The following is a 14,318-nucleotide window of genomic DNA, read 5'->3' as shown; positions in this document are numbered from 1 at the left end:
GTCAACCTCACCGGCCGCTTCTTCTGCGAACCCATGACAACAATCCCGTCTGACAGAGGGGAAGGAATCTGCCAGACACCAACCTCCCAACCAGACATGCCACAACTAAGCAGCGACACGCTACTAGGGACGGAACGCGCCCGGGTGGGTCTGCTCCCGCACCGACACGTACTGCTGTCGCACGGCCTGCCCCACCGGCAGCTCCTCGCCGGGCTCCAGGACCTGCGCGACCGCGCCCTGCCAGGCGGGCGGCTGCCCCGGGCTGAGCATGCCCTGCGAGACACCGAGCGCCCAGGCCGCCTGCCGGGCCGCGCCGATCGCCGCGTAGTCCCCGGGCTGCGGCACCACGACCTGCGTACCGAGCAGCGAGGGCGCGCAGGCCTGCACGGCGTTCAGCTCGGCGGCCTGGCCGAGCAGGAAGATCCGCCGCACCTCGACGCCCCGCTTGCGCAGCACGTCCAGCGCGTCCGCGAGCCCGCACAGCATGCCCTCGAACGCGGCCCGCGCCAGGTGCTCGGGCCGCATCGACTCCCGCCGCAGCCCGGCCAGCGTCCCCGCCGTGTGCGGCAGGTTCGGCGTCCGCTCGCCCTCCAGATACGGCAGCAGTACGAGCCCGTGGGCGCCCGGAGTGGACTTCATCGCCAGGTCGGACAGGCCCTCCAGGTCGGGTACGCCGAGGAGTTCGGCGGCCCCGCGCAGCGCTCGTACGGCGTTGAGCGTGGTGACGACGGGCAGGTGCATGCCGGTCGCGTCCGCCAGCGAGGTGATCATCCCGGATGAGTCGACCAGCGCCTCGTGGTGCACGGCCATCACGGAACCGGAGGCGCCGAGCGACACCACCGCGTCCCCGAGCCCGATACCGAGGCCGAACGCCGCGGCCATCGTCTCGCCCGTCCCCGCCGAGATCAGCAGCCCCTCGGGCGTCGTCCCCGCGGCCTCCCACGGCCCGAGCACGTCGGGCAGCAGCGCCTGGTGGCCGAGCGCGAGCTCGACGAGATCGGGCCGGTACGCACCGGTCGCCGCCGACCAGTAGCCGGTGCTCGAGGCCCCGCCCCGGTCGGTGGTGCGGCGGGCCGGCCGGCCGAGCAGCTGCCACACCAGCCAGTCGTGCGCCTGGAGCAGCACGGTGGTGCGCAGCGCGGCCTCGGGTTCGTTCCTGGCGAGCCAGCGCAGCTTCGTCACGGGCTGCGCCGCCTGCGGGACGGACCCCACGGCCTGGGCCCACGCTTCCCGCCCACCGAGCCCGTCGACCAGATCGGCGGCCGCGACCTGCGCCCGCTTGTCCCCGCCGACCATCGCCGGACGCACCGTGTTGCCCTGGGTGTCCACCGGCACGAGCCCGTTCTGCTGCGCGGACACGCCGATGGCCTGGACGCCTTCGAGGAGCCCGCCGCCCGCGGCTTCACCCAGGGACAGCAGCCAGGCCTGCGGGTCGATGTCCGAGGGCCGGCCGCCCTCCGAGACGCTGTCGAGCGGATGCGGGGCGTACCCCTGCCTGAGCACGGCTCCGCTGTCCGCGTCGCAGACGACGATGCGAGTGAAATCGGGCGAACTGTCCAGCCCGGCGACTATCCCCATGGCAGAAATTCTGCCGTACTGCCGGAGCCGGTCGTACCGGTCCGCCGGAGGCACCCGTACCGGTTACGTATTGCTGGTACCCCAGTCGTCCTCCGCACGCGTGCCGTTCGTGTTGCGCCCGCGAAGGGAGCGGACGCGCTCGGTCACCGAGTCCGGGACCCGGTCACCGACCTTCTCGCTCACCACGTGGTACGCCTTGCCTGCGAACTCCCGCCCCTGATGGGCCGCGGACTCGGCGGTGTTGCGCACCGCCGGGTTCTGCGCGACCTGCTGGGCGGTCTTCCGCAGCTGCTCGTACCGCTCGCGCCCGGCGCGTGTGCCGAGCACGTAACCCAGGGCCAGTCCGGCGAAGAACGTGAGCCGGTAGCGCATGGCGGCCACCCTTCCCTTACGTCGGCGTCGGTGCGGGGGAACCGATTGGCGGAGCACCCCCCTGCTTGCGCTAATGTATGTGTCGCAGCGAGCGCACGCCCCCTGGCAAGTACCCAGGTAGGTACGATCGATGCGACGAGACAATCCTCCGTAGCTCAATTGGCAGAGCAGCCGGCTGTTAACCGGCAGGTTACTGGTTCGAGTCCAGTCGGGGGAGCTCGATCTCCTGTAGCTCAATTGGCAGAGCAGCCGGCTGTTAACCGGCAGGTTACTGGTTCGAGTCCAGTCGGGAGAGCAGAGTGAACGAGGACCCCGTTGGGGTCCTTTTTCATGCCCGGCGGAACCATGCGAGCGGCAGCGCGGTCCTCATGGTCATGCGTGGTCGACCATCCGAAGCAGGAGATCGTATGAGCGGCTATGCTGCGGCAGACGGCGCGCACAAATGTGCGCGACGCGCCGTAATGGGGCGGTAGCTCAGCCGGTTAGAGCAGCGGACTCATAATCCGTCGGCCGTGGGTTCGAGTCCCACCCGCCCCACTTGAAACATGCCCTGATCTGCGGAAACGGTGCTGGGGCGTCAATTCAGGCTGGACGGACCGAAATCCACTGCTCGTAAGTTTGTGCAGGGTGGTCCGCATTGGTTGATGTTGCCTGACCTGCGCGGATACCAGATGCGTAGCTCGCGATAGCTGCGTCCGGCGGACCGTGCGGCGACAGAGCGCGCAGTGGGGGCCCTGCGGGGACATCGGTGACCGGGGAAAGTGCCGGCGAGAGGTCCGCGCTCTGGGTTGTCGCCGGCTGGCTGAGTGGCGTTTGTCCGGGATTGCTGGGCACGGCCCGGGCAGGTCCCGATCCCGCGGCCTTCGGGGCGCTTACGGACGCGGTGACGATGTCAAGGACGCCGACCATGGCGAGTGCCGATCAGCGATGTCGGCCGATGGTCAGCGAGGGACACTGCTCAGCCGTGCGGCCCGCAGGGCTATGTGGAGCTCCGCGGAGGAGGCCGCGTCGGTCGTCCGTCGGCCGGTCAGCTCGGTGATCCTGTTGAGCCGGTACAGAACGTGCTGCTGGCGAACCGCCTGTTCGGAACGGCCCCGCACGACGTCCATCTGCTCGCGCTGCCGCTCTTCCACTCCTTCGGCGTCGGCAGGCGCGACGCAGACGGCTACCTCTACATCGTGGATCGCACCAAGGACCTCCATCATCCGCGGAGGTTTCAATGTCTGTCCCCGGGAGATCGAAGAGGTCCTGCTCACCCACCCGAGCGTCAGCCTCGCCGCCGTCGTCGGCGAGGCTGACGAAAGCCACGGAGAGGAGTCAAAGCCTTCATCATCCGCAAGCCCGGAGCCATGGTCGCCGAAAGGGACATCGTGGCCTGGTGCAAGCGGAACATGGCAGGCCACAAATATCCTCGGACCGTCGAATTCCGGGAAACCCTGCCGATGACCGCGACGGGAAAGATCCTCAAGCGGGAACTCGCCGCGGGATCGCCGGCTTGACCGGCAGCGGTCCGCCAGAACAAGGGCCGGGCGTTCAACCGCCCGGCCACGGCCATGAATGGTCAGACACCTCGCTGATCCGCGGCGGCTGCCACGCCGCCAACTCCCGAACTCTTGCGGATCGGGGACCACTTCGGGGTACGCGACCGGGCGGACCGCCCCACAGTCCTGAGCGACCCCCGAGGCGAGTGCCCCGGCTGCGGCACCTGCGAGGACACCGAGGCCCGTAAGTACAAACCGAGGCCCGTAAGTACAAGAGGACCGTAAGTACAAGAAGGAGAAGCCGACCTCGGACGATCGGGTGATCTTCAACCGCATGGCCAACGTCTCCCGTCGGCTCCCGTCGTCTCCCGGCGCATTCGGAACCGTCCAGGGTCTTGTCACCGGTGCGGGCGTCGTGCCAGTGTCCGGCCATGGTTACGTAACCATGGCCGGTTTACGCGGGTCCGAGCTTCTGTATCCGGACCCTGGTTCATCACTGCCTCGACTCAGGTGGCGAACCCGCACTCCGCCCTCCGCGATTCCCGTCACTGGAGACGACATGACCAAGACCCCGACGAGGGCGAGAAGACTGGCCGGTGTGCTCATGGCCGGCTTCGGTGCGACACTCATGTTCCTGACCGCCCCCGCCTCCGCCCTCGCCCAGTCGGCCGCCGAGACGTCAGCCTCCTCGTACGCGCCGGTGAAGCCCGCGTCGAAGGGCGGTACCAGTGACTTCCGCGGGGTGAACTGGGCAGATCCGCGGGACAACTACGCCAGTGACGCCGTGGTGCCCAGCGGGCTGTCGGTGAGCGACGACTACCGCACCGTGTACCGCACCACGGATCACATGGTGCGCGGTTTCAAGAAGAACCTGGGCGCCAACACGCTGCGACTGCCGATCAACCCGGCAAGCGTGGGCACCACCTGGTGGAAGTCGTACCGGGCGACGATCGACGCGGCCACGGCCTACGGTGACAAGGTCATAGTCAGCTACTGGGAGGCCAACACCAGCAAGGACGGCCTGGTCGACGACACGGCCGCCTGGCAGAAGATGTGGAACACCGTGGTGCGGGAGTACAAGTACAACCCACGGGTCTACTTCGAGCCGATGAACGAGCCGCACGGCTACACCCTGGACCAGTGGGTGTCCGTCACCAGTGGTTGGCTGGCCCAGCACAGGGACGTCCCGCGCGGCCGTGTCGTGATCAGCGGTACCGGCTACAACGACAACGTCACCGGTGTCGGCGCGGCACCCGAACTGCGGGGAACGCTGCTGTCGCTGCACTTCTACGGCTTCTGGGCCAGCCACACCCAGCAGGCGGACTGGGTCGCCGACCTCGAAGCCCGGATCGGCACGTACGCCGGCCGGACCATCATCGACGAGGCAGGCTCCCCGATGACCACCGGTCTGAACTACGGCGCGTGGAACGGCAACATCTACACGTCGTATCTCGCGGCCGTCACCAACACCGCCCGCAGCAAGGGGATGGGACTGGTGTACTGGCCGGGGCTGAGGTTCGGCGACGCCTACTCGATCGAGTCGTTGGACTCCGAGGGCAACCTGGTGGACAACAACGCCAGCGGAGTCGCGCAGCTGCGCTGGGGCTACGGCTTCGGCAAGACCCCGCCCGTCAACGACCTGCCGCCCGCGCCTCCCGGCGAGGTCCTGCGCGGAGTGGGTTCCAACCGCTGCGTCGACGTGCCCGGCTTCAGTACGACCAACGGCACCCAGCTCGACCTCTGGGACTGCAACGACGGCGGTAACCAGTCCTGGAACTGGACCGCGGACAAGCAACTCACCGTCTACGGCAACAAGTGCATGGCGGTGGGAGGCACCGGATCCACGGCGGGAGACCCCGTAATCATCTCCGACTGCACCGGCGCGGCGGCACAGCAGTGGAACCTGAACGCGGACCTCACTGTGACCAGCGTCGCGAACCCGGAGCTCTGCCTGGACGCGGCCGGAGCAGGCACCGGCAACGGCACGGCGGTCGATGTCTGGTACTGCAACGGAAGCAGCAACCAGCAGTGGGCCAGAAGCTGACGCCCGCACCTCTTCTCCTCGACCACTGATCCAACCCGTACGGGCCCGGCGAGTACCCTCGCCGGGCCCGTACGGGTCAGCGCCGCCGTGCTTCGCCTTCCGGTGAGGGCGGCGGCGCTCCGGTGCTCGCGCGGACCACCAGCCGGGTCGGGACCAAGGTCTTGTCGATCATGTCAGGCCCGGTGCGGCCGATCTTGCTCAGCAGCTTCTGAAGACTGAGCCGGCCGACCGCGGCGAAGTCCTGCCGCACGGTGGTCAGCGGTGGCCAGAAGGCATGGCTCTCCTCCATGTCATCGAACCCCACCACGCTGACGTCGTCGGGAATCCGGCGGCCGAGCTCGTGCAGGGCACGCATGACACCGAGCGCCATGTGGTCGTTCGCGGCGAAGATCGCCGTGACCTCCGGTCTTCGCCCCAGAGCCAACCCGTGCTGATATCCGGATCGGGTGGTCCAGTCGCCGTACAGCACCGGGGGCGGGACGATGCCGGCAGACTGCAGCGTGCGCCGCCAGGACTCGACCCGATGGGCCGCGGAGAACGAGGTCGGGGGTCCGGCGATGTGCCACACCTGCTGGTGGCCGAGTTCCAGCAGGTGTTCCGTCGCCTGACGCGCGCCCTGTGCCTGATCGGTGTCCACCACGGTGTAACCAGGGCCGGTGTCGGAGTCGACAACCACCATCGGAACCCCTGGTGGGAGGCTGAACTCCGCATCGTCCAGGAGATGCGCCTCGAAGACGAGGATCACTCCGTCGACGGCTGCCTCGCTGAGCCGGTCGTAGGCACCGGAAACCCTGCCCATGGTCGGGTCCGCCACGGGGATGAGGGTGACGGCGTACTTGGCGCGTGCGGCTTCCTTGGCTATGGCGTCGAGCGTGCGCGTGTTTCCGAACGTCTTGAGCGTGAAGGTGATGACACCGATCGTGTTGAACCGCCCGCTCTTGAGCGCGCGTGCGGCTCCGTTCGGCCGGTAGCCCAGCGCCTGCATCGACTCGACGACCCGCTGCCTGGTCGCCGGGTCGACGTTGGTGTGGCCGTTGGACACGCGCGAAACCGTCTGCGGCGCGACACCGGCGTGGCGGGCGACATCCGCCATCGACGGCCGGGGCCGTCCGGACACGGGCTTGTCCCCAATCGCCATGATCTCTTGTTTCCCCTGTTTCTCGGGCCCTGACAACAGCCTAGGCCCACTCCCCGGGCGTCTGCGGGGCGAGATACCTCGGCGATGAGTCTCCACGGCGGCGGCGGACGGTGTACGCGGCCTGGCCGCGGCTCCCGGTGACCCGGCGGTCCAACTCGGACTGCGTACCGCATCCCCAGCCGGCCGACCGGTTCTCCCTCGGGTACCGGTTCCAGGCCATGGCGGCACACCCCGCCGGGGGCCCGCTGACCTAGTTCGGGGACAGGACTCGGGCGAGCCAGTCGGTGCGGGTCCGGCGGGCTGTGACCGAGATGTCTGCCCGTGGGTACAGCGCGTCGAAGCCGTGGAAGCCGCCCGCCCAGACGTGGAGTTCGGCCTGGCCGCCGGCCGCCCAGATGCGGGTGGCGTACGCGGCGTCCTCGTCGCGGAAGACCTCGGCGGAGCCGGTGTCGATGTAGGTGGTCGGCAGGCGCGAGAGGTCGTCGGCCAGCGCGGGTGAGACGTACTCGGGTACCTCGTCGTCGGTGAGGTCACCGAGGACCGAGCGCCATCCGAACTCGTTCATCTCGCGGGTCCAGACGCCGGGTCCGTTCGAGTACTGGCGGCTGGAGGTGCTGGTGTTGCGGTGGTCGAGCATGGGGCAGATCAGCATCTGCGCGGCGATCGCCGGGGTGCCGAGGTCGCGGGCCAGCAGGGTGACGCCCGCGGCGAGGCCGCCGCCCGCGCTGGCGCCGGCGACGATGATCCGGGCCGGGTCGATGCCCAGTTCGGCGGAGTGCTCCGCGACCCAGAGCAGTCCCTGGTAGCAGTCGTCGACCAGGGCGGTGCCGGTGGCCTCCGGTGCGAGCCGGTGGTCCACGGAGACCACGACCGCGCCGAACCGGTCGAGCCACTCCAGCGGGATGTCGATCTGCGAGAAGCGGTCGCCCATGACCATCCCGCCGCCGTGCATCCAGTAGACGCAGGGTGCGGCGGTGGTGCGATCGGTTTGCGCGGGACTGAAGACCGACAGGGGGATCGGGGCACCGTCCTTGGCGGGCACGGTGACCTCCTGCCGGTCGACCTGCCGGTGGGCGAGGAGGGACTCGACGGGCGTCGACGGGAGCCGGCGTAGTTGCGCGAGTACTTCCGGGCCGAGCCGGGACATGAGGGGCATGTCGGCGAGCAGCTCACGCAGTTCGGGGTCAAGGGCAGGTCGCGCCATGGTCATGGTGCTGCCTTTCGTGGGTGGTGGTGGACGGTCGGGCATGGGTGGTGGCGGACGGTCGGGCGTGGACAGGGACGCTTCGGCGGGGACTGAGGCGGCGGGAAGGACCAGGGGATCGATCGGCGGGTCAGAAGGCGGCCTTGCCGCGGACCGGCACGTAGTCGGTGTACTCGGACTCCCCGGCCAGCAGTCCGTCGATCTGCGCCACGATGGCCTGGGCGGCCTCGCCGGCGAAGATCCGGTGGTGGTCCTCCTCGCTGGTCCAGCCCTCGGTGACGTGGACGACGTCGGGGTCGGACGCGGAACGGGAGACGAGGTAGACGACGCAGTGTTCGCTCGCGCCCGGGCTGCCCTCGTTCAGGCCGGTCAGCAGCAGGTCGACCAGCCGGTCGCCCATTCCGGGCCTGGCGGTCAGGGTGGCGTTGAAGCCGTAGTTGGAGATCACGGATGCCTTCTTTCTGCGGTGATGGAATGAAGTGATTTCGAGGTGATTCCATTCAACCGACGTGACCTGCGGAAACGTTAGAACGATGCTCGCTCGTACTTGCACGATCCTCTCCGGCGCGGCAGCCATGGGTGCCGAATGGTGCTGCAATGGAGGCATGTACATCGAGGAGCTCCGCACCCTGCTGGCCCGGCATGCCCGCCCCGACTGGACCACGGCCATCGACGGTGTCCTGATCTCGAAGGTCGACCGGCCGGATCCGCCGGCGCCCTCGATGTCGGGCACGGTGCTGGCGGTCATCGCCCAGGGCGCCAAACGCCTCGCCCTGGGCGACAGGGTGTACGAGTACGGCGCCGGCCAGTACCTGGTGGCGTCGGTCGACCTGCCCGTCACCGGGCAGTTCACCCAGGCCGACCCCGAGCAGCCGGCGCTGGGGTTCGGTCTCGTGCTGGAACCGTCCGCCGTCGCCGAGTTGCTGTTGCAGGCCGGGCCCGGAGACGCTCCCCGCGCCGGCGGAGGCGCGCCGTCGGGGATCGCCGTCAGCGACGCTTCGGCCCCGTTGCTCGACGCGGTGGTCCGACTTCTGCGCCTGCTGGAGGAGCCCCGTGACCGGGCGGTGCTGGCCCCGCTGGTCAAGCGCGAGATCCTGTGGCGCGTGATCATCGGCGAGCAGGGTGCGACGGTTCGCCAGCTCGGCCTGGCCGACAGCAGCCTCAGCCACGTCTCCCGGGCGGTGCGCTGGATCCGCGAGCACTACGCGCAGCCCTTCCGGGTCGAGGACGTGGCACGCCTGTCCGGCATGAGCGTCTCCGCGTTCTACCGCAACTTCCAGGCGGTGACCGCGATGAGCCCCATCCAGTTCCAGAAGCAGATCCGGCTGCAGGAGGCCCGGCTGCTGCTCGCGACCCACCCGGGCGACGTCACCGGAGTCGGCCATCGCGTCGGCTATGACAACCCGTCACAGTTCAGCCGGGAATACCGCCGCCAGTTCGGAGCGCCCCCCAGCCAGGACGCCGCACGCCTGCGGAACACCGTGCGCACCCCCGAGGGTGCCCTCCCCTGAGCCGGCTTGACCGCGGGGGAGGAGCGTGCGAGGAGCAGTCCGGATTGTTCTACGGTTTCCGCAGGTCAGGGCGGCTCAATGGGGTCACCGGAACCTGACGCCGCCGAGCGAGCCCAGTAGCGAGCCCTGAGGCGACGCACGGTGCCTGATCCAGGCGAGAGTCCGGAACGTATGCTGCCCCGACCAGTGCCCCGGGGGGAGCAGGAGGCGGGGAACGTGTACGTGAACTCGCGCATGATCAAGGTCAACCTGGCGCTCGCAGTGCTGCTGCTCCTGTTCATCTCCGTCGTCGTCGCACGCGCCGCGTTCGGGCCGGACTTGACCTGGAAATACGACAAGGTCCTCAAGGGCGAGGACGGGAGGACGCCCGCACTGTCCGGCGTGATAGCACCCGCCGCCGACGACCTCTGGGTGGTGGGCCAGTCCGACCTCGGCCACGACGGGGGCGCTTCGGTCGACGACGGCTTCCTCATGCACTACGACGGCACCGACTGGCAGCGCCGTCCCATGCCGGCATCGTTCGGTGGCAGCGTCTACAACGCCCGTTTCGACGCCTTTGACTCAGGCTCAGACGGATTCCTGCTGACCGCAGGCCGGCAGAGCCTGAACTCGCTGCGGATGGCCCACTGGGACGGCATCCGCTGGACCGCACTGCCCGAACTCCCCGACGACCCCCGGGCCTCCGACGTCAAGGCCTTCGCCTCGAACGACATCTGGGTCCTCGACGGCCAATCGGGCGCGTACCACTGGGACGGCAGCCGCTGGACCACCATGGACCTGCCCACCTCCGTCAGCGCACTCGACGGTGTCGCGCCGGACGACCTGTGGGCGGTCGGCGACCGCGGGCCGTATGTCGGGGGCACCGACCCGGTCCTGGGGCACACCCAGCCGGCCGCCGTGCACTGGGACGGCCGCACCTGGGAACTCGTGGAGATGCCGGAGTACCACTACACGGTCCCCGCGCCCGAGGCCTATGCCCAGCTCACGGAGGTCGTCGCGTCGGCGAAGGACGACGTACGCGCCTATGGCGTCCTCAGCTCCTACAGCGAGGACGACGAGTCCGACCCGCCCGCTCAGGACATCCGGCTGCGCTGGAACGGCACCCGCTGGACCAAGCTGCCGAACGCGGAGGGCGCGTGTGCCGACCGCGGCCGCTCCGTCCGCGACGGTGAGGGCGGGCTGGTCGTCGGCGCCGGCCGGTACCGCACCGCGGACGGCGACTGCGAGGGGATCGCGAAGCCGGAGCTGCCGAGCGGTGACGGGATCAGGTCCAGCGCGAAACAGTCGCTCCGGCTGAACGCCATCGTGGCGGTCCCGGGCACTGACAAGGTCTTCGGCGTCGGCTCGGTCGGAATCTCCCAAGGCGGCGATTCCACGTACAGGTTGGTGATCGCCAGCCTGAAGCACTGAGGTTGCACAGATGGGTGGGTCGACACCGGAGGAACGCTCCAGTCCCACGCCCAACAGCCCTTCGACCAGCCCACTACTCGTGCTGCCCCCAGCAGTGGCGTCAGGACAAGGGTCGCGACGGTCCCTCGAATCTCACCAGTCCTGCTATTTCTCGCAGTTGCTCGCGGGGCTCAAACGGGCCCGGCCAGTACCCTCGCCGTGCCCGTACCGCCCCCCCCAAGGGGCGGCAGCTCAGGCGTCGTTCGGCAGCTGGAATCTTTGGAATCAGAAGGCCGGCCCTGACGCCTTCATCGCACCGAGGCCGGAGGCCCATGGGCGCTCTACCTTGATCGTGGATCAACTATTCTTGTTCCTGTGCGGCATGGGGGATACGAGGGGGACAGGGATGGAGCCGCTGAGCCGATAGACGGGCCCGGGTCCAGTGAGCGCCTGTTGATCCTGACCCTCGAGCGGTACGGGGTGTGGCTCCGGTCCAGCGTGGTCTGTCTGTGCGGTGCGCTGGGCGTCGTGCTGGCGGACGGGGCGGAGATTCCTCTGGCGATGTCTCTGCTGGTGCCCGCCGTCCTGGCCTGCGGTGTGCGCCTCTACGCGCTGCGCCACCCGCTCCCGTTCGCCCTGCTGTGGACGTTGGACGCGGCCGTGCTCGTGCTCACGGGGCTGTCTCAGCCGGTGCTCGGTGGCGAGGGCGCGGATGTGATGGTGGAGGCGATTGTCGGCATCTGCGTCGTCGCTTTCCAATACGAGTGGGCGACGCGCCCAGTGGCCGGGTTCGGCCTGGCCGCGTTGGGGACTGCCGTCTGCGTGCTCGGTGACGTCCTCTCCTCGCCCGGGCACGGCCCCGACGTGGTACCCCTGGTGCGCATGTTTGTTCAGGTGGGCCTGTCGAGGGCTGCCTACCTCATGGTGCGGGCGCGGGCCCGGGCGGCCGACCGGTCGGCCGCGGCCCGGGCGGCGTCGCGCCGGGAGGCCGCTGTCGCCGCCGCGCGGAGGGCAACCGAGCGCGAGTACCTGGCGACCCTGCACGACACGGCGAGCGCGACGCTGCTGATGGTCTCCCAGGGCGACGGCCGGGACTGGTCGTGGCTGCCGCCGCGGGCCAGACAGGATCTGGAGGCGTTGTCCGCCATGCCCGGATTCGAGACGGGAAGCGTCGACCTCGCGGTGCTTCTCGGCTGTGTGCCCGAGGGAGAGGGACCGGCCAGGGTGCAGCTCAAAACGCGCATCGACGGCCCGCTCGTGATTCCGTCCGGCCCTGGGCTCGCGATATTCAACGGGGTCCGGGAGGCCGTGACCAATGTGGCACGCCATGCCGGGGTGCGGGAAGCGGAGCTCAGGGCATGGGCTGAGGGGGACGGTGTCGTCGTCGAACTGGCCGACGCGGGACGGGGCTTCGACCCGCAGTCCGTCCCCGCACGGCGCCGGGGCGTCTCCGGTTCCATCATCGGCAGGATGCACACGGTCGGAGGCTCCGCTTCCGTTACCTCCCATCCGGGTACCGGGACCCGCGTGCAGTGGCGCTGGCACGGCCGGGCCCGGGCCGCACAGGCAGTGGACGAAGCACAGGTGACTGCCGGCGTACCGCGCACGCCCCGCGTCCAGGCACAGCACACCGCTGCCGTGCGCCTCATTCGCGGGCAGCTCCTTTACGGGGCCCAACTGGCCGTGCTGCTGATCAGCCTGGTGTGGCAGTTCGCCGTCTCGCTGCGCCGGCTCATGGTCCACCAGGACGTGTTCCGCCCCGCGTGGGCACAGACAGCCGCCTTCGTCTGCCTCGCCGCCGTCGCGGTGGCCGGGGGCGCCTATCTGCTGCGTGGCAGGCAGATCCCGCCGAGGGTGCGCGGGTGGAGCCTGGGCTCGGTGCTGGCCGTTTCGGCGGTATGCGCGTTCACGCTCCCGCCGGAGCAGTCGACAGGTCCGGCGGACTGGGCGTTCGGACTGGTCGGCTGGCATGCGCTGTTCCTGCTGGCAGACCTGCGGGTCAGGTTCTTCGCGGCGTTCCTCGGTGCGCATATGGGGCTCAACGCGACCGCTGTGTTCTTGTCGGGGGCGCCCACCGCCGCCGAGTCGGCCGTCATGGGGATCTCCACGATTTCCGCCTGCGGCTTCCAGCTCTCCGTCGGTGTACTGGTGACGCGCCTGCTCCACGGTACGGCGCCGGCAGCGGGGACCGCGGCCGCACGAGAGGAAGAAATGCGTACCCGGGAACGTATCCACGAGGACATGCAGCGTGATCACAAAGAGCGCTACCGCGCCCTGACGGCGACGACAGTGCCGCTGCTCGTGGGCCTTGGCCACGGTGTGCTGAGCCCGCACGACGAGGAGGTCAGGCTGCGGTGCGGTGTGGAAGCCACCCGTATGCGCCGCCTGTTCGCCGAGGGCGATGCCGTCTCCGACCCGCTGCTGAACGAGTTGCGGGCATGCGTCGAGGTGGCCGAGCACCAGGGGGTGACGGTGAGCCTGGCCGTACGAGGCCAGTCGGGTGAGGTGCCTGTGGAGGTGCGCAGGGAGCTGATCGACCCGGTGGCGGTGATTCTGGGCCGCACCCGCTCGACCGCGCGGGTGACGGTCGCGTGGACCCCCCGCGCGGTCCGGGTGAGCGTGGTCAGCGAGGACTGCGCCGGCGGCCGTGGCACGGGGGAGGCCGCTCAAGCGCACGGCCGTGCCACGGACGCGAAGGTGACCGTGGCACGAACGACGCGCGGCGGAAGTGTGTGGGTGGAGGCCGGCTGGAGAAGACCGGCGGCCTCCGGAGTTGAGCTGACAGCGGCCTCCGGAGTTGAGCTGACATGAGTGACAACGCACCAGTCAGCGTGGTCGTCGTGGACGACCATCCCGCCATCCTCGCGGGCGTAGAAGCGTGGTACGCCGCATCGCGGCGGACCATCACCGTGGTCGCGGCCGGCGGCTCCGTACAGGAAGCCTGGACCGCGCCGGGCAGCACGGCCGATGTCGTTGTCCTCGATCTGCAACTGGGCGAGGGCGGCCCCGCCTTCGGCGGCCTTCGAAGGCTCGTCGACGCCGGGCGGCAGGTGGTCGTCTACTCGATGCGGGATGACGAGAAGACAGCGCTCAACTGCCTGGATCTGGGAGCCGCGACCTTCCTGACCAAGAGCGAGGGCCGGGAGCACCTGGTCGAGGCGACGTTGGCAGCGGCCGATGAGCGGCCCTACATGCCGCCCGCGCTGGCCGGCGCGCTGGGAACGAACACCCGCGCCGACCGCCCCCAGCTCTCCGTACGCGAGGAGAACGTGCTCATCGAATGGTTCCAGTCGGAGTCGAAGGACCTGGTCGCGCAGCGTCTCGGCATCTCCGTACGGACCGTCAACTCGTACCTGGACCGGGTGCGGATCAAGTACGCGAACGTCGGCCGCCCCGCGCGGACCAAGGCGAGCCTGGTGGCCCGGGCCATCCAGGACGGGCTGGTCGACGTGGACGATCTCTGAGCGCGGGCTAAGGGGACGGACAACCTCGAGATCTCTCCTGGCCTGCTGGGGGACTCTCCGACGTGAGCGGGGCCCGAGCCGGCGCGGCCCGCCGACGGACCGTCTGCCGACGGTCCAGGACGGCGGCCGGGCGCTCG

At 69.5% G+C, this 14,318-nt stretch carries 12 protein-coding genes and 3 tRNA genes; 9 read left to right on the top strand and 6 right to left on the bottom strand.

What is annotated here, in order from left to right; all coding sequences use genetic code 11:
- Positions 1-123 precede the first annotated feature (123 nt).
- Together ACTWQR_RS36455 and ACTWQR_RS36450 are read right to left on the bottom strand one after the other, a co-directional pair.
- The gene (locus ACTWQR_RS36455; protein WP_443231516.1) at positions 124-1,578 is read right to left on the bottom strand and encodes an FGGY family carbohydrate kinase; all 1,455 of its coding nucleotides are present in this window, start codon (positions 1,576-1,578) and stop codon (positions 124-126) included.
- A gap of 63 nt (positions 1,579-1,641) precedes the next feature.
- Positions 1,642-1,950: a YtxH domain-containing protein gene (locus ACTWQR_RS36450; RefSeq protein WP_443231515.1), complete on the bottom strand. Its 309-nt coding sequence runs from the start codon at positions 1,948-1,950 to the stop codon at positions 1,642-1,644.
- Positions 1,951-2,094: 144 nt separating this feature from the next.
- On the opposite strand from ACTWQR_RS36450, the gene ACTWQR_RS36445 reads away from it, so the two are divergent.
- From ACTWQR_RS36445 to ACTWQR_RS36435, 3 genes are all read left to right on the top strand, one after another.
- A tRNA-Asn gene (locus ACTWQR_RS36445) sits at positions 2,095-2,167 on the top strand.
- Between the two features lie 5 nt (positions 2,168-2,172).
- A tRNA-Asn gene (locus tag ACTWQR_RS36440) sits at positions 2,173-2,245 on the top strand.
- Between the two features lie 168 nt (positions 2,246-2,413).
- Positions 2,414-2,487: transfer RNA gene (locus ACTWQR_RS36435), tRNA-Ile, on the top strand.
- Between the two features lie 404 nt (positions 2,488-2,891).
- On the opposite strand, the gene ACTWQR_RS36430 is transcribed toward ACTWQR_RS36435, so the two are convergent.
- Entirely contained in the window at positions 2,892-3,155 is a 264-nt protein-coding gene (locus ACTWQR_RS36430) for a helix-turn-helix domain-containing protein (RefSeq protein ID WP_443231514.1), read from the bottom strand.
- A gap of 144 nt (positions 3,156-3,299) precedes the next feature.
- Here ACTWQR_RS36430 and ACTWQR_RS36425 point away from each other — a divergent pair, with 144 nt between their 5' ends.
- Together ACTWQR_RS36425 and ACTWQR_RS36420 are read left to right on the top strand one after the other, a co-directional pair.
- Positions 3,300-3,449: an AMP-binding enzyme gene (locus ACTWQR_RS36425; protein WP_443231513.1), complete on the top strand. Its 150-nt coding sequence runs from the start codon at positions 3,300-3,302 to the stop codon at positions 3,447-3,449.
- A 541-nt stretch (positions 3,450-3,990) separates the two neighbouring features.
- Positions 3,991-5,475 (top strand): ricin-type beta-trefoil lectin domain protein, encoded by a 1,485-nt coding sequence (locus tag ACTWQR_RS36420; RefSeq protein ID WP_443231512.1) that lies wholly within the window; start codon positions 3,991-3,993, stop codon positions 5,473-5,475.
- Positions 5,476-5,551: 76 nt separating this feature from the next.
- Here the strand turns inward: ACTWQR_RS36420 and ACTWQR_RS36415 are convergent, their stop codons facing one another.
- The 3 genes from ACTWQR_RS36415 to ACTWQR_RS36405 form a co-directional block, all read right to left on the bottom strand.
- On the bottom strand, positions 5,552-6,613 hold the full coding sequence (locus ACTWQR_RS36415; protein WP_443231511.1) for a LacI family DNA-binding transcriptional regulator: 1,062 nt from the start codon (positions 6,611-6,613) through the stop codon (positions 5,552-5,554).
- A gap of 250 nt (positions 6,614-6,863) precedes the next feature.
- Positions 6,864-7,823: an alpha/beta hydrolase gene (locus ACTWQR_RS36410; RefSeq protein ID WP_443231510.1), complete on the bottom strand. Its 960-nt coding sequence runs from the start codon at positions 7,821-7,823 to the stop codon at positions 6,864-6,866.
- Positions 7,824-7,947: 124 nt separating this feature from the next.
- Positions 7,948-8,265 carry a putative quinol monooxygenase gene (locus ACTWQR_RS36405; RefSeq protein ID WP_443231509.1) on the bottom strand — a complete coding sequence of 106 codons (318 nt, stop codon included), beginning with the start codon at positions 8,263-8,265 and terminating at the stop codon, positions 7,948-7,950.
- A 157-nt stretch (positions 8,266-8,422) separates the two neighbouring features.
- Here ACTWQR_RS36405 and ACTWQR_RS36400 point away from each other — a divergent pair, with 157 nt between their 5' ends.
- The 4 genes from ACTWQR_RS36400 to ACTWQR_RS36385 all read left to right on the top strand — a co-directional run bounded on the left by ACTWQR_RS36400 (position 8,423) and on the right by ACTWQR_RS36385 (position 14,181).
- Positions 8,423-9,328: an AraC family transcriptional regulator gene (locus ACTWQR_RS36400; protein ID WP_443231520.1), complete on the top strand. Its 906-nt coding sequence runs from the start codon at positions 8,423-8,425 to the stop codon at positions 9,326-9,328.
- 222 nt (positions 9,329-9,550) lie between these two features.
- Positions 9,551-10,738: a hypothetical protein gene (locus ACTWQR_RS36395; RefSeq protein WP_443231508.1), complete on the top strand. Its 1,188-nt coding sequence runs from the start codon at positions 9,551-9,553 to the stop codon at positions 10,736-10,738.
- Between the two features lie 432 nt (positions 10,739-11,170).
- A complete protein-coding gene (locus ACTWQR_RS36390; protein ID WP_443231507.1) occupies positions 11,171-13,528 on the top strand; it encodes a sensor histidine kinase in 2,358 nt (785 codons plus the stop codon).
- A complete protein-coding gene (locus tag ACTWQR_RS36385; protein ID WP_443231506.1) occupies positions 13,525-14,181 on the top strand; it encodes a response regulator in 657 nt (218 codons plus the stop codon). Before ACTWQR_RS36390 ends, ACTWQR_RS36385 begins: the two co-directional genes overlap by 4 nt.
- The last annotated feature ends 137 nt before the right edge of the window (positions 14,182-14,318 follow it).

Origin of the sequence: Streptomyces sp. 2A115 (genome assembly GCF_052245575.1) — a bacterium.
Taxonomy (GTDB): Bacteria; Actinomycetota; Actinomycetes; order Streptomycetales; family Streptomycetaceae; genus Streptomyces.
Note: the sequence above shows the minus strand (reverse complement) of the source record. Positions and strands in the feature narration are given on the sequence as shown.